Below are 23,184 nucleotides of genomic sequence, written 5' to 3' on the forward strand. Positions count from 1 at the left end.
AGCCGCGAGTTCTGCACACATTTCGAAAGGGCCGAGCGTCATGAGTGGTTCAGGCGGTGAACAGACAGGCTACCCGCAGGGCGTTCGTCTCGGGGCGAGTGGCCGTCATCTGGGCAGCGGGCGCCCGCGTGCCCTGAAGGTCATCGCGCTCTCGCTCGTTGCGGTTCTTGTGGCAGCCGTCGCTTTCGTGGCACTTTCAGTGGTTCGACTGCAGGGGAACGTCACCACCGAACCGTTGAATCTCTCGACCGACGGGCAGACCCAACTGCCGGTCGATCTCAGCAGGGATCCGGTGCAGATCCTGATCATCGGCAGCGACACCCGCGCGGGACAGGGTGGGGACAGCGAGCCGGAGGATAAAGAGGGCCAGGCGGACGTCATGATGCTCATGACCATGTCCGCAGACCGAAGCAACGTTACGATGGTGAGCTTCCCCCGTGACCTGCTGGTTCCGCTGCCGGCGTGCGAGAACCCGGCAAGGGGAGTAACCAGCGAACCGATGGCGCTGGGGCAGCTGAATAGCTCGCTGGCGAACGGCGGCCCCGGCTGCACGGTTGCGGCCATCAATGAAATCACCGGACTCCAGATCGACCATTTCATGATGGCGGATTTCAAGGCGGTGACAGAGCTGTCGAAGGCAGTGGGCGGCGTCGAGGTATGCGTCAATGAGGCGGTCGATGATGAATTCTCCGGGCTCGAGCTGCCGGCTGGCACCAGTGAAATCGAGGGGGAGCAGGCCCTGGCTTTCCTTCGGACCCGGCATAGCTTCGGTTCCGGGGGAGACGAAGGCCGGATCCGCGCACAGCAGGCTTTTCTCGCTTCCCTGGCTCGGAAGATCAAGGAGGAAGGAACGCTCAGCAACATTCCGCGCCTTTACTCCATTGCTGAAGCGGTCACCCAGAATCTGACGGTCGACGACGGTCTGGCTGAGATACCGGAGCTCCTCAAACTCGCTGGTCGGCTGCAGGAAGTCGATCTCGGCAACGTTGCCTTCGTAACTGTCCCTGTGGTCCCCTATGAGCTCGATCCGAACCGGCTCGTACTGGACGAGCAGAAGGCTGACGATCTGTTCGCGGCTCTTCGGGCCGACCGTGACATCACCGAGCCGGTGCCTGAGCCAACCCGCTCACCAAGCGAAAGTCCCAGCACGGATCCGTCAGGCGCACCCGAGCCCACGCAGGAACCCGAACCCATGCCCACCGCCGAGGAACTCGGCTTCGACCCTGCCCTGGTGCCGATCACCGTACTCAATGCGTCAGGCGAAGCGGATCGCGGGCAGGAACTGCAGGACGTGCTGATTGCCGAGGGATACACGCAGGCGGCCATCGCGGACACCGATGATCGTCCGGCAACCCAGTTGTTCGTCGGCCCGGGCTACGAGGGGATCGCGCCGGCAGTCGCCAAACTGTTCGGCTTGGCTGATGTCCAGGTCATTCCCAGCGCAACTGCGGTCGGGCTTGAGCTGTCTATCGGCAGTGACTTCACCGAGGGCGAGACGATCGAGACCGAGGGCGTCACGGGTGACCTGAGCGGCCAGACAGCCGCCCAGGTCACCTGCCAGTCCTGACCGGTCGCTACCAGATCCGGACGCGGTCCTCAGGAGCGAGCCAGAGTACGTCCGTCTCCTTCACGGCGAAGGCAACGTGGAATTCGTCGAGGTTGCGCACCACCTGATTGCACCGGAATTCGTTCGGGGAATGCGGATCAATGGCGATGCGGCGCGCCGCCTCTTCAGGCCGGATGTTCTGACGCCAGCACTCCGCCCAGGAATAGAAGAACCGCTGAATGCCGGTCAGTCCGTCGATCAGGGGCGGCTCGGCTCCGTCCAGGCTGAGGACATAGGCCGCCAGACTGATCCCGAGGCCGCCGAGGTCGCCGATGTTCTCTCCCAACGTCAGGTTCCCGTTCACGGGGTGGTCGGGAGCCTCAGTGGGTGCCAGCTCGGCGTATTGCGTGACCAAACGTCCGGTGAGCGCTTCGAAGGCCGTCCTGTCTGCCTCGGTCCACCAGTTGTGCAGGGCACCCGTCCCGTCAAACTGCGATCCCTGATCATCAAAGCCATGCCCGATCTCATGGCCGATCACCGCGCCGATGGCCCCGTAGTTCGCTGCAGGATCAGCCTCCGCGTCGAAAAACGGCGGCTGCAGGATCGCCGCGGGAAAAACGATTTCATTCATGGTGGGCATGTAGTAAGCGTTAACGGTCTGCGGCGTGAGATGCCATTCACCGCGATCGATGGGACCACCGAGTTTGGCGAGCTGCCGGTCGGTCTCGAACTCGGTTGCTCTCCGCACGTTGCCATACAGGTCACCGGGAATGATCTCAAGCTTCGAATAGTCGATCCACCTATCCGGATACCCGATCTTGGTGGTGAAGAGGCGCAGCTTTTCCAATGCGCGTTCACGGGTTTCTCCGCTCATCCACTCAAGGCGATCGATCCGCTGCCGATAGGCGGCCAGAAGGTTGGCGACCAGGTCCCGCATGACGGCTTTGTGGCTCTCGGGGAAATGCCGTGCCACGTACTCACGCCCCACTGCCTCCCCCAAAGTTCCTTCGACAACCGCGACGCCCCGCTTCCAACGCTCTTTCAGCTGCGGTGTCCCGCTGAGCGTGGTGCCATAGAACGCAAAGTGCGCACTCACAAAATCGTCACTGAGGAACGGAGCCGCGTGCAGCAACACCCTGGCGGCTAGCCAACTCTTCCAGACAGGAAGCGGAACCACCTCCAGAGCACTCATCAGACCCTCCAGGTAAGCGGGCTGGTTCACCACCAGCTCAGCGGGAACCCCGACGTCGACAGTGAGCTCCGCGAGCCAGGTTGCCAGCTGCGGAGCATCATCATTCAGCTCAGCGGTTCGGCGCAGATTGTAGGTAGCCTGTGGATTTCGCCTCGTCACGGTATCCATGTGTGAAGCCGCGAGGCGGGCTTCGAGGTCGAAAACGCCGGCTGCGGCCGCGCGGCTCTCGGGAAGTCCGGCGAGTTCGAACAGCCGGTGCAGCAGCTCGACGTACGCGAGCCGCGCCTCTTCGAACTTGGCCTCACGGTAGTAGGACTCGTCAGGCAGCCCGAGGCCGGACTGGTACAGGTGAAGGAGGTAGCGGTCGGGATTCCCTGCATCATTGCTGACGTATGGAAGAACGATACCGGCGGCCCCGGCACGCGCCAGCTCGGCGTCGAGCCGCACGAAGTCGTCCACGGTGGCGGCGGCATCAATCGCTGCGAGCAGCGGCTTCACGGGGGCTCCGCCCTCACTGTTGAGGTGTTCGGTGTCCATAAAATCCGCGAACAGTGCACCGATACGGAAGCGGTCGCCGTCGTCGTTCCTGTCTGCCGCCGCGTCCTCGACGATTTCCCGGACAGCCAGCTCAGCTTCATCCGCAAGCTGGGAGAACGAGCCAACACGTGAGCGATCATCGGGAATCGGGGTGTTCCGAAGCCAGCCACCGTTGACGTGACGGAAGAGGTCGTCCTGAGGGCGGACATCGGGATCGATGTGTGAGAGATTGATGCCGGAAGCGGCCATGAAAGCTCCTTCGTTGGTGCGTCTTTCCATCCTAGGGGCCGTGCTAATGTTGAAATGTGCGTGCAGAGCTGCTTCTTCTTAGCTGCCGTGGCGGGGCTCAACCGACTGGTTAGTCAGAATCTGACTACGTCGTCGCAGGCCGAACCCCCGCTGCGGAGTCTGTGTTGCCGGCCGCCATTCTGGAAAGCCAGAGCCCAAGAGGCTCACCAAAGGAAAGGCCACCACCGCCATGCACAACGCACAGAAATCCTCCGGAATGCCGTTCGGCAAGTACGTACCGTTCCAGGACCAGATCTCGGTGGAGCTCCCGGACCGTACCTGGCCGGACAAGGTCATCACGAAGGCCCCGCGCTGGTGCGCCGTTGACCTCCGTGACGGCAACCAGGCACTGATCGACCCAATGAGCCCCGAGCGCAAGCACAAGATGTTCGACCTGCTGGTGCAGATGGGCTATAAGGAGATCGAGGTAGGATTCCCGTCCGCGTCGCAAACGGATTTCGACTTCGTCCGCCAGCTCATCGAAGGCGACCGCATCCCGGACGACGTGACCATTCAGGTACTCACCCAGGCCCGCGAGCACCTGATCGAGCGCACGTACGAGTCACTGGAGGGCGCGGACCGCGCGATCGTCCACCTCTACAATTCCACCTCGGTGCTGCAGCGCCGCGTCGTGTTCAACCAGGACATGGACGGCATCGTCGATATCGCCCTCACAGGTGCGCGGCTGTGCCGGAAGTTCGAAGAGAACATGGGTGACACCCACATCACTTACGAGTACTCACCGGAGTCCTTCACCGGAACCGAGCTTGAATTCGCCGCACGCATCTCCAATGAGGTCGCAACAGTGTTCGAGGCCTCGGCCGACCGGCAGATGATCCTGAATCTTCCGGCAACCGTGGAGATGGCCACCCCCAACGTGTACGCCGACTCCATCGAGTGGATGTGCCGCAACCTCGCCAACCGGGACGCCGTCATCCTCTCGCTGCATCCGCACAACGACCGCGGTACCGGTGTAGCAGCGGCGGAGCTCGGCTACCTTGCCGGCGCCGACCGCATCGAGGGCTGCCTCTTCGGCAACGGAGAGCGCACCGGGAACGTGGACCTCGTAACTCTTGGCATGAATCTGTATGGACAGGGTATCGACCCGCAGATCGATTTTTCCGACATGGACCATATCCGCCGCACCGCCGAATACTGCAACCAGCTCAGCGTTCCCGAACGCTCTCCCTATGGTGGCGACCTGGTGTTCACTGCCTTCTCGGGTTCACATCAGGATGCGATCAAGAAGGGCTTCGAGCGGATGGAGGCGGACGCGGACGCGGCAGGCAAGACGGTCGAGGACATCCCCTGGGCGGTTCCATACCTGCCGATCGATCCGAAGGATATCGGACGCTCGTACGAAGCTGTGATCCGCGTGAATTCGCAGTCCGGCAAGGGCGGCGTCGCCTACCTGCTCAAGCACGAGCACAGCCTGGATCTGCCGCGCCGTGCCCAGATCGAGTTTTCCGGTGTGGTGCAGCGCCGCACGGAAACGGTTGGCGGTGAAGTGAGCGGAGCCGACCTGTGGGACATCTTCCAGGATGAGTACCTGCCGTCGCGCAACGGTGCCTGGGGCCACTATGTCCTGACTTCCACCAACACTGATACGTCAGAGGACGGGCGCTTCAACCTGACGGCGACCCTCCTCGTCGACGGCGTCCAGCAGCGGCGCTCGGCGCAGGGCAACGGACCGATTGACGCCCTTCTGGCCGTCCTCGGGCAGGACGGCGTGGACGTGCGCGTCCTGGACTACACCGAACACGCGCTGTCATCCGGCGGAAATGCACGTGCCGCTGCGTACGTGGAGTGCGCAGTGGGGGAGCGGGTGCTCTGGGGGATCGGTATTGATGCCAACTCAACGATGGCATCGCTGAAGGCGGTTATCTCCGCGGTGAACCGTGCCATTCGGGACCGTAGCTAACATCTGCAGGACTGCATCCGCGGGCCGGGCGCGGCGTCGGCCGCACCCGGTGTCCCGGGTGGGAAAATAGAACGTGGCCAGATCATTCGCGTCGCGGACCTACCGCGCGGAAGGCGTCGTTCTTCGCACCTACAAGCTCGGTGAAGCTGACCGCATCATCGTCCTCCTGACGCGGGAGCACGGGCAGGTGCGGGCGGTAGCGAAGGGCGTCCGGCGCACGAGCAGCAAATTTGGGGCCCGGCTCGAACCCTTTATGACGGTCGATCTTCAGCTGGTTTCCGGACGCACCCTCGACGTCGTTACGCAGGCCCAGACGCGCGGCGCCTACGGGCACGGTATCGCGGCCGATTACTCCCGCTATACGGCCGCTGCAGCCATCGCTGAAACCGCTGAAAAGCTCACGGACGCCGACGGCGAATCCGCCGGCGCCCAGTACGGGCTCGTAATCGGCGCCCTGTCCGCTCTCAGCAGGGGGCTGCATCCGTCCGAGCTGATTCTCGATTCCTACCTCTTGCGCGCACTGGCCACTGCCGGCTGGGCTCCCAGCTTCACCGATTGCGCGCGGTGTGGGGCTGCTGGCCCTCATACGGCGTTCTCGGCTGCCCTTGGCGGGGCTGTGTGTGCTTCCTGCCGTCCGCCGGGCGCTGCGTCACCGTCCCCTGATGCCATGTTGCTGCTGGGCGCACTATTGTCAGGAGACTGGGCTGTCGCGGACGGGTCCGGTGAGTTTGCGCGACGGGAAAGCGCGGGACTGGTGGCGGCCTACGTACAGTGGCATCTTGAACGAGTAGTGAAGTCCCTCAAACATGTGGAGCGTGTGTGACAACTTCCCCCAGCAGGCCATTGCGGCCGTGGCCCCATCCCAGCGGTGAAGTTCCGCCGGCCATTCCTGCGGAACTCGTTCCCGCACACGTAGCAATTGTGATGGACGGCAACGGGCGGTGGGCCAATCAGCGAGGTCTACCGCGCACCGAGGGCCACCGGGCGGGTGAAGCGGCGCTTCTGGACGTCATTGCCGGCGCGATCGATATCGGGGTCCGCCATGTCAGTGTGTACGCCTTTTCGACGGAGAACTGGAAGCGTTCCCCGGACGAGGTGCGGTTCCTGATGGGGTTCAGCCGGGATGTCCTGCGGCGGCAGCGCGACCAGCTCAACGAGTGGGGCGTACGGATCCGGTGGGCTGGGCGTCGACCTCGCCTCTGGCGCTCGGTGATCAATGAGCTTGAGGTCGCTGAGGAGCACACGCGGGCCAACTCGGTGTGCACCCTGACAATGTGCGTGAACTACGGCGGGCGGGCCGAGATCGCCGACGCTGCCCGGGCGATTGCCGAAGATGTGGCCGCTGGGCGGCTCAAGGCGTCGTCGGTGTCGGAAAAGACGATCCAGCGTTATCTGGATGAACCGGATCTTCCCGACGTCGATCTCTTCCTGCGCACCTCCGGGGAACAGCGGACCTCGAACTTCATGCTGTGGCAGTCGGCCTACGCCGAAATGGTGTTCATGGACGTTCTCTGGCCGGACGTGGACCGACGCACGCTCTGGCGGGCCGTAAAGGAGTATGCCTCGCGCGATCGCCGCTATGGGGGAGCGGTGGACCGCGCCAGCACCTGACCGTTACGCGGGCGCGGGAACGCTGTAGCAGCCTATCCACCGACCAAGTTCGGCGTACACTTTCTGCCGCACCGGTGCCGAAGACAGCAGAGTATCGTGCAGTGCGCCGTCGAACCGGCACACCGTGACGTGGGGTCCGAGCTGCAGCGCGCGCTGGGTCATGACGGTCACATCGAGGACGCTGTCCGAAGACAGCATTGAGTCATTCCATACGGGACTTATCGTTGACCTCGAGGAGGCCAGGACAAGGACCGGAACGTCGATCGAAAGTCCGCGGCGCACCTGTGCGTGGCCGGTCAGCACCGCCGTAAGCCAACCCGCGCGGATGGGGAATCCGAACTGCGGCCGCCAGAGGCCGTTCAGGTCCCACTCTCCATCAGCCTGGTTGCTGATGCTTCGCCAGTAGAAGCCGAACTCCGGAAGCTTTAGGCGGGCCTTGGGCCTGAAGCGTGTGATCGGGTCCAGCAGGCCCTGGGTTGTGGTGCGCAGGATCGCGCTGCCCTGAATATCCAGCCATGGGCTGTTGAGGATGAGGCTCGAAACCCTGCCGGGGAAGCGGTGTGCCCACAGAGCTGCAACGAGCGCGCCGGTCGAATGCGCCATGAGGGAGATGCCCGAAGGCGGTGCCCCGGTCCGTGTCCCGATGTCCTCGGAGAGGGTGTCAAGCGCGGTGGTGATGTCGTCGTCGTACTCCGCAAGGTCCGTAACGTAACCGGGCGTTTGCCAGCTGCGCAGGCTTCGTCCGTATTTTCGAAGGTCCAGCGCATAGAACGCGATACCGCGTTCGCTGAAGAACCGCGCCAGTTCGTGCTGGAAGAAGTAGTCGCTCCAACCGTGCAGATACAGCACCGCCTGGACCGGCTTCTTCGGTTCATCCCGTCCGCTGACGCGTCGCAGTAGTGCCCGCGCAGTGCCGCGCAGGTCGGGCGGCGTCTCGACAGCGGGCGGTGTGTACGCGACGAGCGTCGCGACGCAGGGGCCCTCATCATCGGCGCCCAGGTCAAGCTCGGTAAGGGCGAACCCGTCGCCGAGATGGTCCGGCTGCCAGTTGATGCCCATGAATCGAGGATATCGATGCGCTCATCAAGTTGGTGAAGCGGCGGGCGCCGTGGCAACTTTGATCCATGCGTATTTATCCCGCCTTTTTCCGCGTCGTCTTCAGCGGTATGGACCCTGAGCGCGCGCACCGGATTGGCTTCCGCCTGATCCGGTGGACGGGCAGGACACCGGCAGGCACCGTCCTGCGCCGTATCACTGCTCCCGCTCCCGAGCTTCGGACCACGGCTTTCGGCGTTACCTTCCCGTCCCCGTTCGGGCTGGCGGCCGGTTTCGACAAGGAGGGGCACGGCATCGCCGCCCTCGCAGCTTTGGGATTCGGGCATATCGAGGTGGGCACCATCACCGGCCAGGCGCAGCCCGGCAACCCGAAACCGCGGCTATTCCGGCTGGTCAAGGACCGCGCGGTCATCAACCGGATGGGCTTCAATAACGACGGCGCTGCCGCCGTCGCCCCGCGGATCGCCGCAGCACGGCGGACTCTCGAGCGGCGGCACCCATCGGCTCGGCCGGTTATCGGAGTGAACATCGGCAAGACGAAAAATGTCGACCTGCGCGATGCGGTGGCTGACTACCGGCTCTCCGCCGAGACTCTGGCTCCTCTTGCCGACTATTTGGTGGTGAACGTCAGTTCACCCAACACCCCTGGACTCCGCCTCCTGCAGAGTGTCCGCTCCCTGCGCCCACTTCTGAAAGCAGTCCGCAAGGCGGCGGATGAGAGCGCCGGCCGGCATGTGCCGCTGCTTGTGAAGATTGCGCCGGACCTCTCCGATGAGGATATCGACGAGGTAGCGGCCCTGGCTCTGGAATTGGAGCTCGACGGCATCATCGCCACCAACACCACCATTACGCGGGAGGGGCTGAACACTGGCGCTGAAACCGTGATGGCCTGCGGAGTGGGCGGACTGAGCGGCGCACCGCTCAAGGAACGTTCGCTGGAGGTGCTCATGCGGCTGCGTGTTGCTGCGGGCCCGGAACTTGCTCTGATCTCGGTGGGCGGCGTGGAAACAGCTGACGACGTCGCGGCCCGGTTGGATGCAGGAGCCACCCTTGTGCAGGGTTACACCGCTTTCCTCTACGAAGGTCCGTTCTGGGCGTCGTCGATTAACCGTGCGCTAAAGAACCGGCTGCAGTTGAGCCGCTGACTCAGGGAAGTGAGCGTCGTGGCCCGCGGTCAGACCAGTCAAGCCGGGTACTGGCCGCGACCGACCTGGGGCTTGGGCAGGCGCAGCCGCCGGATCTGCATCGCGCGTGAAATGCCATACCAGAGATCGCCGCGTCCCGGTTCGCCGAACTTCTCGGTCAGGCGGGTCTTCAGCTTGCGGCGCAAGAGCAGGCAGTCAACGATGACAGCGAGGATGATCACCCAGAAGGTGAGCATCACGTAGCCCTGGAGCGTGAGGTTCGGAATGAAACTAAGGAAGACGAAGACGAGAGCCGCGAACATCAGAAACTCGGCGACGTTCCACCGGGCATCCACGTAGTCCCGAACGTAGCGGCGTGCCGGGCCCTTGTCCCGAAAAGGCAGGTGCCGCTCGTCACCGTTCTCCAGGGCGCGGCGCATGCGCATCTGTTCCTCGCGCCTGGCCAGGCGGGATGCTTCCCGTGCTGCCTTCCGGTCATTGGGTACCAGCGGGCGCTTGCGCGCTGCTTCCTGCACGCTGCGCTTCGGAGTGGGCGCGCCCTTGCCTGCCGTCCGCAGACGGTGCTCCTCGGCGGCGGCTTGATCGGTGGGATTCTCGATAACGGCAGCGTCTTTTTTTCGTCCAAACACCCCTCTAGGATACCCGCCCCGCAGGCCTCGGCTTCCGCCATCGTGTGTAGGCTCGAATGTATGAACAAGCTATCTACTGATGCCCTGCCGGACACCACCGTTGCTGCCCTGCGTTCCAGTGTCGACTCGTCGTTTCCTCGAACAGTTGAGGAGCTCACGTCGCTCGTAGCCATTCCGGGCGTGGCCTGGGCCGCCTTTGATCCTGCTGAACTTGATCGAAGTGCCGAAGCTGTCGCTGCCCTCGTTCGATCCACCGGGATTGAGGACGTACGCATCCTGCGCGTGGACAACAGCGGCACTCCGGGTGGTCCTGCCGTCGTTGCACGCCGGCCGGCTGCTGCGGGGAAGCCCACCGTCCTGCTGTATGCACACCACGATGTGCAGCCGCCAGGTGCCCGCGAGCTGTGGGAGAGCGAGCCGTTCGTCGCCGAGGAGCGCGGGGGACGTCTGTACGGTAGGGGCGCCGCCGATGACAAAGCCGGCATCATGGCTCATATCGCAGCGTTCCGTGCTGTCACCGAGGTTCTGGGGGACGAGCTTGGCGTGGGAATCACCCTGTTCATCGAGGGGGAGGAGGAGGCCGGGTCTCCTACCTTCCGTCGATTCCTCGATGAGCATCGTGAGCTGCTGCAGTCCGATGTCATCGTGGTTGCCGACTCGAGCAACTGGAAAGTCGGCGTACCGGCGCTCACCACCAGCCTGCGTGGTCTGGTGGACGGCACCATTGAGGTCAGGGTCCTCGAACACGCGGTGCATTCCGGAATGTTCGGCGGTCCGGTGCTGGACGCACCGACGCTGCTTGCACGGCTGATCGCCACCCTGCACGACGACGACGGCAGCGTCGCCATCGATGGGCTCGTTTCGGCCGATTCCGCGGTCGTGGACTACCCCGAGACGGACTATCGCGCGGACGCATCGGTTCTCGAAGGTGTCCGGCTCGCGGGAACAGGCTCGCTCGCGTCGCGGTTGTGGACGCAGCCGGCACTCTCCATCATCGGCATCGACGCTCCAAGTGTGGCGGTCTCGTCCAACACGCTGCTGCCGGCGGCGCGGGCGAAATTCAGTCTTCGCCTGGCGCCGGGTCAGGACCCGCAGGAGGCGATGGCTGCGGTTGAACGCCACGTCAATGCCAACGCTCCTTTCGGCGCCACCGTCACGTTCACACCCGGCGAGTCGGGTAATCCTTTCTCCACAGACACCACGAAGCCCGCTGCCCAGATGGCCATGTGGGCGCTTCGGACCGCCTGGGGGACGGATGCCGTCGAGACCGGCATCGGCGGCTCCATACCGTTCATTGCCGATCTGACGGAGGTCTACCCCGACGCGCAGATTCTGGTGACCGGGGTAGAGGATCCCGATTCAAGGGCGCACAGTGCCAACGAATCCCTGCACCTGGGCGAGTTCAGCCGGGCGGTGCTTGCGGAAGCGCTGATGCTGGCCCGGTTGGACGTGGGCGCCTGACCGGCGCGAGGCGTTGTACCGGTCGGCCTCCACACGGTCAGGAATGTTTGGCGGGAGCGGTTCGTTACACAGCTGGGCAGGCTGTGCGCACCGGAAGTACCATGGAACCACAGCGCTGCGAGGCGTTGAAAGCCACTTGCCGCCGGGCGTCGTGTTTTCGGCGCGGGAGCCGGTGCGGCGGGCATAAAGCTAAGGAGAAGGCATCATGAGCACATCAACGAGCGAACCGACCACCCAGACGGCCGCAGAGACCGAACTGCCGGTACACGAGGTTAACCTGTCAGATGTTGCCGCCGGAAAGGTACGCAGCCTGCTGGAACAAGAGGGGCGAACCGACCTTCGACTTCGGGTGGCAGTGCAGCCAGGTGGCTGTTCCGGTCTGATCTACCAGCTCTACTTTGATGAGCGGGTGCTGGACGGAGACGCCGTTCGGGATTTCGATGGCGTGGAAGTCATCGTCGACCGCATGAGCGTTCCCTATCTCGCCGGTGCATCCATTGATTTTGAGGACACCATATCCAAGCAGGGCTTTACTATCGACAACCCGAACGCGGGCGGCTCCTGCGCCTGTGGCGACTCCTTCCACTAGGCTTCGCCTCGAATGGGCTCGAGCCCCCGGCACGTATCCAAAACGGGTACGTGCCGGGGGCTTTGTTGTCACACGATGGCTACCGTTGCGGGTAAGCTCTACAGTGAGTAGTAAAACTGAAAGTGCTTCGCGTTTAAGCAGTAGCTTAATTAGCGGCGTGCACCGGAGACGCTGCCACCGTCGGTGGCACCGCACGTAAGAAAAGGAAGGGCCGTCTGTGAGTTCGCAGGACCGAACCGGCAGCCGACGCGCAAAGATTCTCAAGGTCTCAAGCCTCGTGGTCGTGGCTGCGCTGTTCTTGTCTGGTTGTTCATCAGAAGTCCAAAAAGGTTGGCTGCCCACCGAGCGGGACACCACTAACCACACCGGCCGGATCATTGACCTCTGGGTCAATTCCTGGATCGCCGCCCTGGTGGTTGGCGTCATTACCTGGGGCCTGATTATCTGGTGCATCGTGGCATACCGCCGTCGTCGGGATGAGACGGGTTATCCGCGCCAGCTCAGCTACAACCTCCCCTTGGAAGTGTTCTACCTCACCATCCCGATTTTCATGGTGCTGGTTTTTTTCTACTTCACGAACCGCGACCAGCAGGCTATCGACGCGCGCGTCGAAGATCCCGACGTGATCATCGACGTCCGTGGCAAGCAGTGGTCCTGGGATTTCAACTACGTTCTTGAGGACAAGTACGACGTCGGCGTTCAAGCTCAGCTTGATGGCGAGCCCGGAGTCCCCGAGACGCTGCCTACGCTGTACCTGCCGGTCAACCAGACGGTCGAGTTCCGGCTCAACGCCCGCGACGTCATTCACTCTTTCTGGGTACCGGCCTTCCTGCAGAAGCGCGATATGATCCCCGAGCGGGAAAATTACATCACCCTTACCCCCACCCGCGAAGGTGTCTTCGAGGGCAAGTGCGCCGAGCTGTGCGGCGAGTACCACTCGGAGATGCTGTTCAACGTGGCAGTGGTTTCCGAGGAGGAATACGAAGCGCACCTGGAAACGCTTGAGGACGGACAGCTGGGCGAAGAGTATGACCGCAATCCGCAGAGTGTTACGGGCGAGAGCCCCAGCGGAGCTGACGAGCAAATTGGGCAGGATTAATTAGATGTCTACTTACGAATACACCGCCGAGGACGCTGGCACTACAGTTGCTCCGCGGGTCGTCCCACGATCCAAGGGTCGAATAGTCGTCAACTGGATCACCTCCACTGATCACAAGACGATCGGATACATGTATCTGATCGCTTCGTTCGTGTTCTTCTGCCTCGGCGGCGTGATGGCCCTTGTCATCCGTGCCGAGCTATTCGAGCCGGGTATGCAGATCCTGCAGACCAAGGAGCAGTACAACCAGTTGTTCACCATGCACGGCACGGTGATGCTGCTGATGTTCGCAACCCCGCTTTTTGCCGGGTTCACCAACGTCATCATGCCGCTGCAAATCGGTGCGCCTGACGTCGCCTTCCCGCGGCTGAACGCGCTGGCCTTCTGGTTCTTCCTCTTCGGCAGCACCATTGCCGTCTCGGGATTCATCACCCCGCAGGGAGCAGCGTCATTCGGCTGGTTCGCCTACGCTCCGCTGTCGAACACAACGTTCTCGCCGGGAGTTGGCGGTGACCTCTGGGTCTTTGGCCTTGCGCTCTCCGGGTTCGGCACCATCCTTGGCGCCGTCAACTTCATCACCACCATCATCTGCATGCGGGCACCCGGCATGACCATGTGGCGCATGCCGATTTTCACCTGGAACGCGCTGGTCACCTCGATCCTCGTGCTGATGGCCTTCCCGCCGCTTGCAGCGGCGCTGTTTGCGCTCGGCGCGGACCGACGGTTCGGGGCGCATATTTTCGATCCGGACAACGGGGGAGCGATCCTCTGGCAGCACCTCTTCTGGTTCTTCGGCCACCCCGAGGTGTACATCATCGCCCTGCCGTTCTTCGGGATCGTTTCCGAGATTTTCCCGGTTTTCAGTCGAAAACCCATCTTCGGTTACAAAGGCCTCGTCTTCGCCACCATCGCTATTGCGGCGCTGTCCGTAACGGTGTGGGCGCACCACATGTACGTGACAGGAGCGGTGCTGCTGCCGTTCTTCGCCTTTATGACAATGCTCATCGCGGTACCCACCGGAGTGAAGTTCTTCAACTGGATCGGCACCATGTGGCGAGGGTCAATTACCTTTGAAACGCCCATGCTGTGGAGCCTCGGCTTCCTGGTCACATTCCTGTTCGGCGGTCTGACAGGGATCATCCTGGCCTCTCCGCCGCTGGATTTCCAGGTTTCCGACACATACTTCGTGGTGGCCCACTTCCATTACGTCGTCTTCGGAACCGTGGTGTTCGCTATGTTCGCCGGATTCTACTTCTGGTGGCCCAAGTGGACCGGAAAAATGCTGAATGAGCGGTTGGGGAAGATCCACTTCTGGCTTCTGTTCCTTGGCTTCCACGGCACATTTTTGATTCAGCACTGGCTGGGAGTCATCGGTATGCCCCGCCGGTACGCCGACTACCTGCCTGAGGACATGTTTACGTCGATGAACCAGTTCTCGACCATCGCCTCTTTCGTTCTGGGCGCATCGCTGATTCCGTTCTTCTGGAACGTGTATGTCACCTGGCGCAGCGGAACCAAGGTAGAGGTCGACGATCCTTGGGGCTTTGGTGCCTCGCTTGAATGGGCAACCTCCTGCCCACCGCCGCGGCACAACTTCACGTCCCTGCCCCGTATCCGTTCGGAACGGCCTGCACTTGACCTGCACCATCCCGAGTTGGCCCAGTGGCACACCCCAAGTTCACCCTCACCGGCAGCTCAGGTGCTCGGATCTGCCGATCGGAAGGACGCTTAAGTGAAGGTAGAGACACGCCTGTTCCTCCTACTGGTACCGTTTTTCGTACCGGTAGCGCTGATCTATGGGTTCCTGACCAATTGGTCAGAGTGGGTCGGCATCCTCGGTATCCTTCTGGTCGGCGGCCTCGCGGGAATGATCGGCTTTTATCTGGGCTTCACGGGGCGTCGGGTCGGAATGCGGCCCGAGGATCGCCGTGATGCCGAGATCCATGAGGGATCCGGCGAACAGGGGCACTTCAGCCCCTGGAGCTGGTGGCCGCTCGTTCTCGGATTGTCAGCGGCAGGCGGATTCCTCGGTCTTGCTGCCGGCTGGTGGATTCTTTACGTTTCCGCTGGGCTGGCAGCCATTGCACTCGTCGGTTGGGTCTACGAGTACAGCCGGGGAGACCACGCCCACTAGCAGTCTCCAAGCACTGCATCGTCGAAGGGTCCCGCACACAGCGTATGCGGGACCCTTCGTGTATTCTGCTGCCGGACCAGCTCGCCATGCTTCTTTCCGCCCGACTCCTGCGGCTCAGGAAGCCGAGCCGTACTGGAACCACGGAAGGCTATAGAATTGAGCAACTATACCGGTCCACTTCTCCAGAAGACTGCAGCCACGCACTGAGGAGCTTCCATGCCTGATCTACTCAGAGGCCTCGGAACAGTGCTTGACGGCAAGGGTGCCAAGCATGCACAGCTTCGCGAGTTACTCCGTGCTTACATTCTTCAGCACGCAGAGCCGGGCACGGCAATACCGTCTGAGCGAAAGCTGACGGAACACTTCGGCGTTGCCCGCATGACGGTGCGTCATGCAATAGACGCGCTGGTTGCTGAGGAAGTGTTGGAGCGGATCGTGGGGCTTGGAACTTTCGTCGCCCACACGAAGCTTGACCTGCAGATGAAGCTCACCTCGTACAGCGAGGAGATGCATCGCCGCGGCATGGTGCCCGATGCCCGCGTCCTTAGCTTCGAGCAAATCGCTGCGACACCGCTGATCGCCCGTGAACTTCAAATTGACCAGGGCGTACCAGTGGTGCGGTTCCGACGTCAGTTGCTGGCGGATCATGAGCCGATGAGCGTCGATGAGAACTTCATCCCGGCGCATCGTGTACCGGGCATTCTCGATGATGATCCGCCCACCTCGCTGTACAACGTTCTCAGCGAGAAGTACGGGCTGGTGATGGAGTGGGGAGAGGACACCGTGGAAGCTACCGCGGCGTCACCCTCCATCGCCCGGCTGCTGAACGTGGAGATGGGGGCGCCGCTGCTCAAGATTCAACGCCACGCTTACGTCGCTCGCGCCATGATCGACTATTCAGTTTCGTACTATCGGGCGGACAGGTACAAGCTGTGGGTACCACTGCAGCGGCCAGGCATACGCACCCCGAGAACGTACACGGCAAAGAGATTCAGTTGATGACCTCCATCGAGTTCCGACAGCCGAACTAGCTCGGCAAGAGATCAAGAGCGCCGGTTCTTGACCAACGACCCCTTGAACAACAAGAAGAGGGACGCACGATGTGCGTCCCTCTTCTTGTTGTCCAGTCGGCACCTAGTGGCTGGAAATTGCTGCCTTGTCGTGCTCGCTCGCGACTTCTCCGTGATGACCGTGCGAGTGGGCTTCCTCAAGCTCGGCCGGCGTCACGGGTGCAACGCGATCCTCGAAGAAGAACTTCGACGCCCAGGCGCGCCGCTTCTCGCCCTTAGGAACGTGGCCGTTTACGTCAGGCTGGGCAGTCAGAGCTTCGGGTGAGTCGAAGTTGACGAGCTTGTAGCGCTTGTACTCGTCCACGGGCTCGTGCACTTCGATGAACTCACCGTGCGGCAGTCGAACGATACGGCCGGTCTCCCGTCCGTGAAGGACGATCTCGCGGTCCTTACGCTGGAGCGCCAAGGCGATGCGGCGGGCGACGACGAACCCGATGATGGGGCCGAAGATCACCAACGCGCGGAGCCAGTAAGTCACATCGTTGAGCGAGACCATGAAGTGCGTTGCAATCAGGTCGGAGCTTGCAGCAGCCCACATGACGCAGTAGAATACAACGCCTGCCACGCCTACACCGGTGCGGGTGGGAGCATTACGCGGCCGGTCAAGAAGGTGCTTCTCCCGACGGTCTTTGGTCACCCAGGCTTCAATCCAGGGCCAGGCGAACAGGAGCGTGAAAACGATGCCCGCCGGCACGAGCGCAGGGAACAGCACGTTCAGGGAGAGCGTGTTTGTGCCCCAGGGGAATGGAATGTTCCACTCGAACGGGAAACCGGCCAGAACGCCTGGCATGAGGCGTAGAGCACCGTCTACCCATCCGATGTACCAGTCCGGCTGCGTGCCGGCGGATACGGGGGAGGGGTCATACGGCCCGTAGTTCCAGATCGGGTTGATGGTGAAGGCTGCCGAAATGGCGGCAATGATGCCGAAGACGATGAAGAAGAAACCACCGGCCTTCGCAGCGTAGACCGGACCGACCGGGAAGCCCACCACGTTGTCATTGGTGCGGCCGGGGCCGGGGAACTGGGTGTGCTTGTGAACCACAACCAGGAAGAGGTGGATGGCAATCAGGAGGAGAATCATTGCCGGAATGAGAAGGATGTGAAGCACATACAACCGGGGAATGATTACGGTGCCGGGAAATTCTCCGCCGAACAGGAAGAAGCTGATGTAGGTACCTACAACCGGGATGGACTTGACGACGCCGTCGATGATCCGAAGGCCGTTACCTGAGAGCAGGTCATCCGGAAGTGAGTAACCAGTGAATCCTGCAGCCATAGCCAGGATGAGCAGCACGCCGCCGATGACCCAGTTCAGCTCGCGCGGCCGGCGGAAGGCTCCCGTGAAGAATACGCGCAGCATGTGCACCGATACTGCAGCTACGAAGAGCAGGGCAGACCAGTGGTGGACCTGACGCATGAAGAGCCCGCCGCGGATGTCAAAGGAGATATCCAGCGAGGACGCGTAGGCCATCGACATCTCGATGCCGCGGAGTGGCACGTAACTGCCGTCGTAGTGTGTTTCGGCCATAGACGGGTCGAAGAAGAACGTCAGGAACGTGCCCGAGAGCAACAGTATGACGAAGGAATAAAGCGCGACCTCGCCAAACATGAACGTCCAGTGGTCGGGGAAGATCTTGCGCCCGAACTCCTTGACGATGGCTGATCCGCCGACACGGGTGTCAACGAAGTTGGTGATCTTGCCGACGCTGGTCTTTGGCTGGTACGGCTGTCCAGTTGCCGAGCTGCTCATGTCAGCCACGCTCCCAGTAACTTGGTCCTACGGGTTCTTGGAAGTCGCTCGTCGCTACCAGGTAACCTTCCTCATCCACAGAGATGGGAAGCTGCGGGAGCGGACGGGCGGCCGGGCCGAAGATAACCTTGCACTCCTGCGTGAGGTCGAAGGTTGACTGGTGGCACGGACACAGCAGGTGGTGGGTCTGCTGCTCGTACAGGGCTACCGGGCAGCCCACGTGTGTACAGATCTTGGAGTAGGCAACGATGCCGTCGTAACCCCAGTCCTCGCGGCCCGGAGACGGGTTGAGCGACTCGGGGTTCAGACGCATCAGGAGAACGACGGCCTTCGCCTTCTCCTCAAGCTTGTGCTCTGCCTCGTTCAGGCCTTCGGGAATGACGTGGAAAGCCGAGCCGATGGTCACATCGGAGGCCTTGATCGGAGTGCCGCTCGGGTCGCGGGTCAGACGAACGCCGTCGTCCCACATGGTCTGACGAAGAACGTCTCCCGGCAGGGGACCAAGGTCACGGAAAATTGCGATGGCCGGGAAGATGGCCAGAATTCCCGCACCCAGCAGGGTGTTGCGAATCAGGGGGCGACGCTTGATACCGGATTCTTCCAGGATGTCGCCAACAATTTTCTCGGCGTCGGCCCGGTCTGCTTCAGGGCGGATCTCGTGGCGGTCCTCGGCAATCTCATGGTCGGGCATGAGGGTCTTTGCCCAATGCACGATCCCAACACCGATTCCGAGCATCGCGAAAGCCGTACCAAGGCCCAGCAACAGGTTCTGCAGCCGGAGGGTACCGATGGTCTGATCGAGGGGGATGAAGAAGTAGCCGAAGAAGAATAGCAGTGTTCCAAAAATGGAGATAAGGAACAGCACCCCCACCTGGCGCTCTGCACGCTTCTCAGCACGGGGATCGACGTCAGCCAAACGCGGCCGGTGCGGCGGGAGACCAGGATCCTGGAACTTCTGCACGCCGCCCTGACCAGGTTTAGCTACGGTGACCGCGTCGTCCGGGCTGCCGTGACTATGGTCGGCCATGATCCCTCTCATCCTTCTTTAGAAACTTCACTCATCAATCCTGTGTAATTGGTTCTTTGTCTCGCCTGCAACCCGCTACGAGGAGCGGGACGTCAGCCAAACCGTGAAAGCGATGATCACTCCGAGTCCGGCTACCCAGATGAAGAGACCTTCAGAGACCGGCCCGAGAGAACCGAGGTCCGCTCCGCCCGGGGACCCCTGTTCTTCGATGATGTTGAGGAAAGCGATGATGTCCTGCTTGTCCTCCGGAGTGATGTTCGCGTCATTGAAGACCGGCATGTTCTGCGGTCCGGTAACCATGGCCTCATAGATGTGCTTGTCAGTCACGCCTTCCAGCGTCGGTGCGAACTTGCCTCGGGTCAGGGCGCCGCCGGCAGCTGCGGCATTATGGCACATTGCACAGTTCACTCGGAACAGCTCGCCGCCGGCAGCGGGATCAGCACCTTCAAGGTCGAGTTCTTCCTCGCCCGGAATGGCAGGACCGGCACCGAGGGACGCAACATAGGCAGACATCTGCTGGGTCTGTTCCTCGGTGAACTGCACCGGCTTCTGCAGGGCCTGCGGGCCCTGCATCTGTAGTGGCATGCGTCCTGTGCCTACCTGGAAGTCAACTGCAGCAGCTCCAACGCCGATCAGCGACGGGCCGTCCTCGGTGCCCGCAGCGCCCATGCCGTGGCACGTTGCGCAGTTTGCGACGAATAGCTTCTCACCTTCTTCGATGTCATTGGCGGAGAAAGCCGTCTGCGCTTTGGCCTCATTCGCGTTGCTCGCCACGGCGTAGATGCCACCTGTCAGCAACAATCCCATGAGCAGCAGCGCTATTGCCGCAAGGGGGTGACGCCGCTTCTGCGAAAGTGCCTTCACGTCCTGTTTCCTGCCTTCTGTATTGCTTTGGTTCGTTCCTCGGTTGGTGTCAGCCACCGTTGCGACCGCCACGCTAATTCTACCCCGGGTAGAAAAGGGTTCAAGAGAAACCTACTTCAAGAAGTAGATGATGATGAACAGCCCGATCCACACCACGTCAACGAAGTGCCAGTAGTACGAAGTGACGATGGCCGACGTCGCTTCGAAATGCCCAAATCGCTTGGCGGCGTACGCACGTCCAATGATGAAGAGGAATGCGATCAGGCCCCCGATCACGTGCAGGCCGTGGAAGCCGGTGGTTATGTAGAAAGACGACCCGTAGGCATTGGCCGACAGGGTGATGCCCTCGGCTACCAGCTCCGCGTATTCGTATGCCTGGACGGCGACAAAGACCGCACCCATGAGGAATGTCAGCAGATACCATTCGACCATGCCCCACTTGGTGAAGTTGAGAAGGCCACCGATCCTGCGCGGCTGGAGGCGCTCGGCAGCGAACACACCCATCTGGCAGGTAAAGGAGCTTGACACCAGAATGATGGTGTTGATCAGGGCGAAGGGCACATTCAGCTTTTCCGTTTCGGCTGCCCAGAGTTCGCCGGATGTTGAACGCAATGTGAAGTACATGGCGAAGAGTCCGGCAAAGAACATGAGTTCACTGGAAAGCCATACAACGGTGCCAACTGAGACCATGTTGGGTCGGTTCAGTGTGGGATGCGCAGTGGAGCTAGGGGCATGGGTCGCTGTCGTCACCCTGACATTATGTCTCTAAAAGATCCCACTTCACCAATGCAAAACGACCTCGGCGTGCCTCGCGTCACCCGCGGCAGCGGCCGTGGCCAGTAACGGCGCGGGAGTAACAACGTGATGAGTTTCTACAATTCGTAGATAACCTAGGGGAGTGACTGCGATTTCCGCTCCAGAAGCCCCCGCTGCCAGTTGGCCGCAGCTCATCTCGAAGCTCATCGAGGGGGAGGACCTCACGGCGCCGCAGGCTCGATGGGCAATGGATTCCATCATGGAAGGAATCGCCTCCGCGGCACAGATTGCCGGCTTCCTTGTCGGTCTGCGGGCCAAAGGAGAATCCGTGGAGGAACTTGTCGGCCTTGTCGAGGCGATGCTTTCCCGTGCGCACCGGATCGATGTCCCGGGTCCGGCCCTGGACATCGTCGGAACCGGGGGAGACGGGCTGAACACGCTCAATATCTCCACCATGTCCTCGCTGGTAGCCGTCGGCACCGGCGCCCGGGTAGTCAAGCACGGCAACCGGGGAGCATCTTCATCCTCAGGCGCCGCTGACGTCATAGAGGCTCTGGGAGTCCGGCTTGACCTGTCCGTGGAGGACGTCGCGCGATCGGCAGAGGAAGCCAACATCACTTTTTGCTTTGCACAGGTCTTTCACCCGTCCATGCGGCACGTTGCGGTGCCGCGCAGGGAGCTGGGTGTCCCGACGGCTTTCAACTTCCTAGGCCCGCTCAGCAATCCGGCCGGAGTCGAAGCTCAGGCACTGGGCTGTGCCAGTGAGCGCATGGCACCGCTCATGGCCGGTGTTCTGGCCGCCCGCGGTGTCCGCGCGCTTGTCTTCCGTGGCAGCGACGGACGCGACAAGCTGACAACCAGCGGGTCATCAACAATTTGGGAGGTGCGCGGAGGTTCCATCACCGAGCACACGGTACACCCCGAGGACTTCGATCTTCCGGTGGCGACAGTCGAGGCGCTGAGGGGTTCTGACGCTCAGAACAATGCGAAAGTGGTGCGTGCCCTGCTGGCGGGGGAGAAGGGGCCGGTACGTGACGCCGTCGTGCTCAATGCGGCTGCCGGACTGACGGCACTGGACACCGAACACTCGGCGCCGCTGACGGAGCGCATCAGGGCCAACATGCGGGTCGCGGAGACATCCATTGATTCAGGCGCCGCACAGGCAGCACTCGATCGATGGGTTGCCGTTACCAGCAGGTAGTTTCGCCGGCGCGTAGTTTCTCAGCCCTCGAAACCGAGGGAGAATGCGGCGTCAAGGTCGTGCTCCGAGTACGAGCGGAATGCGATGTGGGTGGTGGTCGATTCCACGCCTTCCACCTTGGACAGCCGGTCGGCAATCACGTCCGCCAGATCCTCATGGCGGTTGACGCGCGCGATGGCGATCAGGTCCCATTCGCCGGTGACTGAGTACACCTCGCTGATTCCCTCTAGTTCCGAGATTTCCTGCGCGCACTCCGGGATACGGCTGGCATCGGTCTGGATAAGTACAAACGCTGTGATCATGGTGATGCTCCTAGGTTCGAACTGGTGAAGTGGGTGCGGATCGATGACTGCGGCGGCTGGGACTCAGCAGCGTTGCGACGGAGCGGGGGAGAACGATGAACACTGCAAGGACGCAGAGGGCAACAACCTGGAAAGACAGAGCGGCGCTCTCTCCTAACACAACGCGAAGAGCCAGTCCGCCGGCTGCGGTACCCGCCCACAGCGGTACCGCGGTGCGCAACAGGGCGGCAGGGCGACGCCACGGGCGCAGAATCGCCGTGACCCCGAGGTACGCCGCGAGGAAGGGAAGTGCCGTACTTGCTATTCCCGCAGCGGAGGGCGTTCCGTAGTGCGCAAGGTGTCCGAGAAATGCGAACAGGCAAATCAGTACGACATCGGTTCCCACCCAGCCGGCATAAGTCCGCCGGACATGGACCCGGCTGCCGGAATGTGCACTCGTCATAAGTTCAGCCTACTTGGGGTGGCGAGTGAACCGGGATGGGGCGTTACGCCACAGCATGAAACTGCGTGCAAACCTGTTCCATGCGCGCACGCACCGATCTACCCTTGAAGCATGTGCAGGAATATCAGGACGCTTCACAACTTTGAGCCCGCCGCCACCAGCGACGAGGTGCATGCGGCCGCACTTCAGTACGTGCGCAAGATCAGTGGCACCACCAAGCCTTCCAAGACCAATCAGGAGGCTTTTGACCGCGCAGTGGAAGAGATCGGATTCATCACCGAACGGCTCCTGGCGGAACTGGTCACAGCGGCACCGCCAAAGGACCGCGATGAGGAGGCTGCCAAGGCGAAGGAGCGGTCGGCGCGCCGGTTTGCCACGGCTTAGCCTTGATCCACCGATGAGGGTTTGGTTGTCTCCGGCGTTTTAAACACGGAATGCCCGTCGTTTCGGGGAAAATTGGACTTACCACAGAACCAATTACCCTAATTCGAAGGACATCTCGTAGATGCAAGTTTCCCATAGATCCGCCGCCGCGTCAGTTGCCTTCGACGAACCGAATCTCGT

22 protein-coding genes are annotated in these 23,184 nt (G+C 61.9%); 13 read left to right on the forward strand and 9 right to left on the reverse strand.

Annotated elements, in window-relative coordinates:
• Positions 1 to 40 precede the first annotated feature (40 nt).
• Positions 41 to 1,567, forward strand: a complete 1,527-nt coding sequence (locus Q0877_RS03825; protein ID WP_299165844.1) for an LCP family protein — start codon at positions 41 to 43, stop codon at positions 1,565 to 1,567.
• Between the two features lie 7 nt (positions 1,568 to 1,574).
• Here Q0877_RS03825 and Q0877_RS03830 read toward each other — a convergent pair whose 3' ends face one another.
• The gene (locus tag Q0877_RS03830) at positions 1,575 to 3,524 is read right to left on the reverse strand and encodes a M13 family metallopeptidase (RefSeq protein ID WP_299165846.1); all 1,950 of its coding nucleotides are present in this window, start codon (positions 3,522 to 3,524) and stop codon (positions 1,575 to 1,577) included.
• Positions 3,525 to 3,753: 229 nt separating this feature from the next.
• Between Q0877_RS03830 and leuA the strand changes: the two genes are divergently transcribed.
• From leuA to Q0877_RS03845, 3 genes are all read left to right on the forward strand, one after another.
• Positions 3,754 to 5,484 carry a 2-isopropylmalate synthase gene (gene leuA, locus Q0877_RS03835; RefSeq protein WP_299165848.1) on the forward strand — a complete coding sequence of 577 codons (1,731 nt, stop codon included), beginning with the start codon at positions 3,754 to 3,756 and terminating at the stop codon, positions 5,482 to 5,484.
• Between the two features lie 73 nt (positions 5,485 to 5,557).
• Positions 5,558 to 6,307, forward strand: coding sequence for a DNA repair protein RecO (gene recO / locus Q0877_RS03840; protein WP_299165850.1), 750 nt, complete (start codon positions 5,558 to 5,560; stop codon positions 6,305 to 6,307).
• On the forward strand, positions 6,304 to 7,095 hold the full coding sequence (locus Q0877_RS03845; protein WP_299165852.1) for an isoprenyl transferase: 792 nt from the start codon (positions 6,304 to 6,306) through the stop codon (positions 7,093 to 7,095). Before recO ends, Q0877_RS03845 begins: the two co-directional genes overlap by 4 nt.
• Positions 7,096 to 7,098: 3 nt before the next feature.
• On the opposite strand, the gene Q0877_RS03850 is transcribed toward Q0877_RS03845, so the two are convergent.
• On the reverse strand, positions 7,099 to 8,154 hold the full coding sequence (locus Q0877_RS03850; RefSeq protein WP_299165854.1) for an alpha/beta hydrolase: 1,056 nt from the start codon (positions 8,152 to 8,154) through the stop codon (positions 7,099 to 7,101).
• Between the two features lie 65 nt (positions 8,155 to 8,219).
• Between Q0877_RS03850 and Q0877_RS03855 the strand changes: the two genes are divergently transcribed.
• Positions 8,220 to 9,296 carry a quinone-dependent dihydroorotate dehydrogenase gene (locus tag Q0877_RS03855; RefSeq protein ID WP_299165856.1) on the forward strand — a complete coding sequence of 359 codons (1,077 nt, stop codon included), beginning with the start codon at positions 8,220 to 8,222 and terminating at the stop codon, positions 9,294 to 9,296.
• A 38-nt stretch (positions 9,297 to 9,334) separates the two neighbouring features.
• Here Q0877_RS03855 and Q0877_RS03860 read toward each other — a convergent pair whose 3' ends face one another.
• Complete coding sequence (locus tag Q0877_RS03860) at positions 9,335 to 9,925, reverse strand: DUF3043 domain-containing protein (protein WP_299165859.1); 591 nt, start codon at positions 9,923 to 9,925, stop codon at positions 9,335 to 9,337.
• Positions 9,926 to 9,985: 60 nt separating this feature from the next.
• On the opposite strand from Q0877_RS03860, the gene Q0877_RS03865 reads away from it, so the two are divergent.
• The 6 genes from Q0877_RS03865 to Q0877_RS03890 all read left to right on the forward strand — a co-directional run bounded on the left by Q0877_RS03865 (position 9,986) and on the right by Q0877_RS03890 (position 16,207).
• Positions 9,986 to 11,386 (forward strand): dipeptidase, encoded by a 1,401-nt coding sequence (locus tag Q0877_RS03865; protein ID WP_299165861.1) that lies wholly within the window; start codon positions 9,986 to 9,988, stop codon positions 11,384 to 11,386.
• Positions 11,387 to 11,591: 205 nt separating this feature from the next.
• Positions 11,592 to 11,975 carry an iron-sulfur cluster assembly accessory protein gene (locus tag Q0877_RS03870; RefSeq protein WP_299165863.1) on the forward strand — a complete coding sequence of 128 codons (384 nt, stop codon included), beginning with the start codon at positions 11,592 to 11,594 and terminating at the stop codon, positions 11,973 to 11,975.
• A gap of 217 nt (positions 11,976 to 12,192) precedes the next feature.
• Positions 12,193 to 13,074, forward strand: coding sequence for a cytochrome c oxidase subunit II (coxB, locus tag Q0877_RS03875; protein WP_299165865.1), 882 nt, complete (start codon positions 12,193 to 12,195; stop codon positions 13,072 to 13,074).
• A 4-nt stretch (positions 13,075 to 13,078) separates the two neighbouring features.
• Positions 13,079 to 14,806, forward strand: coding sequence for a cytochrome c oxidase subunit I (ctaD, locus tag Q0877_RS03880; protein WP_299165866.1), 1,728 nt, complete (start codon positions 13,079 to 13,081; stop codon positions 14,804 to 14,806).
• Positions 14,807 to 15,208 (forward strand): cytochrome c oxidase subunit 4, encoded by a 402-nt coding sequence (locus Q0877_RS03885; RefSeq protein ID WP_299165867.1) that lies wholly within the window; start codon positions 14,807 to 14,809, stop codon positions 15,206 to 15,208.
• Between the two features lie 216 nt (positions 15,209 to 15,424).
• Positions 15,425 to 16,207 carry a GntR family transcriptional regulator gene (locus Q0877_RS03890; RefSeq protein ID WP_299165868.1) on the forward strand — a complete coding sequence of 261 codons (783 nt, stop codon included), beginning with the start codon at positions 15,425 to 15,427 and terminating at the stop codon, positions 16,205 to 16,207.
• Positions 16,208 to 16,342: 135 nt separating this feature from the next.
• On the opposite strand, the gene Q0877_RS03895 is transcribed toward Q0877_RS03890, so the two are convergent.
• The 4 genes from Q0877_RS03895 to Q0877_RS03910 all read right to left on the reverse strand — a co-directional run bounded on the left by Q0877_RS03895 (position 16,343) and on the right by Q0877_RS03910 (position 20,669).
• On the reverse strand, positions 16,343 to 18,028 hold the full coding sequence (locus Q0877_RS03895) for a ubiquinol-cytochrome c reductase cytochrome b subunit (RefSeq protein WP_299165869.1): 1,686 nt from the start codon (positions 18,026 to 18,028) through the stop codon (positions 16,343 to 16,345).
• 1 nt (position 18,029) lies between these two features.
• Positions 18,030 to 19,055, reverse strand: coding sequence for a ubiquinol-cytochrome c reductase iron-sulfur subunit (locus tag Q0877_RS03900; RefSeq protein WP_299165870.1), 1,026 nt, complete (start codon positions 19,053 to 19,055; stop codon positions 18,030 to 18,032).
• Positions 19,056 to 19,130: 75 nt separating this feature from the next.
• Positions 19,131 to 19,919: a c-type cytochrome gene (locus tag Q0877_RS03905; protein WP_299165871.1), complete on the reverse strand. Its 789-nt coding sequence runs from the start codon at positions 19,917 to 19,919 to the stop codon at positions 19,131 to 19,133.
• Between the two features lie 111 nt (positions 19,920 to 20,030).
• On the reverse strand, positions 20,031 to 20,669 hold the full coding sequence (locus tag Q0877_RS03910; protein WP_299165872.1) for a heme-copper oxidase subunit III: 639 nt from the start codon (positions 20,667 to 20,669) through the stop codon (positions 20,031 to 20,033).
• A gap of 148 nt (positions 20,670 to 20,817) precedes the next feature.
• Here Q0877_RS03910 and trpD point away from each other — a divergent pair, with 148 nt between their 5' ends.
• Positions 20,818 to 21,876, forward strand: a complete 1,059-nt coding sequence (trpD, locus tag Q0877_RS03915; RefSeq protein WP_299165873.1) for an anthranilate phosphoribosyltransferase — start codon at positions 20,818 to 20,820, stop codon at positions 21,874 to 21,876.
• A gap of 20 nt (positions 21,877 to 21,896) precedes the next feature.
• Here the strand turns inward: trpD and Q0877_RS03920 are convergent, their stop codons facing one another.
• Together Q0877_RS03920 and Q0877_RS03925 are read right to left on the reverse strand one after the other, a co-directional pair.
• Positions 21,897 to 22,178 carry an Lrp/AsnC family transcriptional regulator gene (locus tag Q0877_RS03920; RefSeq protein ID WP_299165875.1) on the reverse strand — a complete coding sequence of 94 codons (282 nt, stop codon included), beginning with the start codon at positions 22,176 to 22,178 and terminating at the stop codon, positions 21,897 to 21,899.
• A 10-nt stretch (positions 22,179 to 22,188) separates the two neighbouring features.
• The gene (locus tag Q0877_RS03925) at positions 22,189 to 22,620 is read right to left on the reverse strand and encodes a DUF3054 domain-containing protein (protein ID WP_299165877.1); all 432 of its coding nucleotides are present in this window, start codon (positions 22,618 to 22,620) and stop codon (positions 22,189 to 22,191) included.
• A gap of 111 nt (positions 22,621 to 22,731) precedes the next feature.
• On the opposite strand from Q0877_RS03925, the gene Q0877_RS03930 reads away from it, so the two are divergent.
• Complete coding sequence (locus Q0877_RS03930; protein WP_299165878.1) at positions 22,732 to 23,004, forward strand: DUF2277 domain-containing protein; 273 nt, start codon at positions 22,732 to 22,734, stop codon at positions 23,002 to 23,004.
• Positions 23,005 to 23,184 lie beyond the last annotated feature (180 nt).

The sequence above is a fragment of the uncultured Arthrobacter sp. genome (assembly GCF_947495145.1).
Taxonomy (GTDB): Bacteria; Actinomycetota; Actinomycetes; order Actinomycetales; family Micrococcaceae; genus Arthrobacter_D.

Excerpts from the sequence above, each read along its gene's own strand:
- Q0877_RS03855 (WP_299165856.1), top strand. The coding sequence starts at position 8,220 with ATGCGTATTTATCCCGCCTTTTTCCGCGTCGTCTTCAGCGGTATGGAC.
- Q0877_RS03925 (WP_299165877.1), bottom strand. The coding sequence starts at position 22,620 with ATGACGAGTGCACATTCCGGCAGCCGGGTCCATGTCCGGCGGACTTAT.
- Q0877_RS03830 (WP_299165846.1), bottom strand. The coding sequence starts at position 3,524 with ATGGCCGCTTCCGGCATCAATCTCTCACACATCGATCCCGATGTCCGC.
- Q0877_RS03890 (WP_299165868.1), top strand. The coding sequence starts at position 15,425 with ATGCCTGATCTACTCAGAGGCCTCGGAACAGTGCTTGACGGCAAGGGT.
- Q0877_RS03870 (WP_299165863.1), top strand. The coding sequence starts at position 11,592 with ATGAGCACATCAACGAGCGAACCGACCACCCAGACGGCCGCAGAGACC.
- Q0877_RS03865 (WP_299165861.1), top strand. The coding sequence starts at position 9,986 with ATGAACAAGCTATCTACTGATGCCCTGCCGGACACCACCGTTGCTGCC.
- Q0877_RS03920 (WP_299165875.1), bottom strand. The coding sequence starts at position 22,178 with ATGATCACAGCGTTTGTACTTATCCAGACCGATGCCAGCCGTATCCCG.
- Q0877_RS03895 (WP_299165869.1), bottom strand. The coding sequence starts at position 18,028 with ATGAGCAGCTCGGCAACTGGACAGCCGTACCAGCCAAAGACCAGCGTC.
- leuA (WP_299165848.1), top strand. The coding sequence starts at position 3,754 with ATGCACAACGCACAGAAATCCTCCGGAATGCCGTTCGGCAAGTACGTA.
- Q0877_RS03850 (WP_299165854.1), bottom strand. The coding sequence starts at position 8,154 with ATGGGCATCAACTGGCAGCCGGACCATCTCGGCGACGGGTTCGCCCTT.
- ctaD (WP_299165866.1), top strand. The coding sequence starts at position 13,079 with ATGTCTACTTACGAATACACCGCCGAGGACGCTGGCACTACAGTTGCT.
- Q0877_RS03930 (WP_299165878.1), top strand. The coding sequence starts at position 22,732 with ATGTGCAGGAATATCAGGACGCTTCACAACTTTGAGCCCGCCGCCACC.
- Q0877_RS03900 (WP_299165870.1), bottom strand. The coding sequence starts at position 19,055 with ATGGCCGACCATAGTCACGGCAGCCCGGACGACGCGGTCACCGTAGCT.
- Q0877_RS03825 (WP_299165844.1), top strand. The coding sequence starts at position 41 with ATGAGTGGTTCAGGCGGTGAACAGACAGGCTACCCGCAGGGCGTTCGT.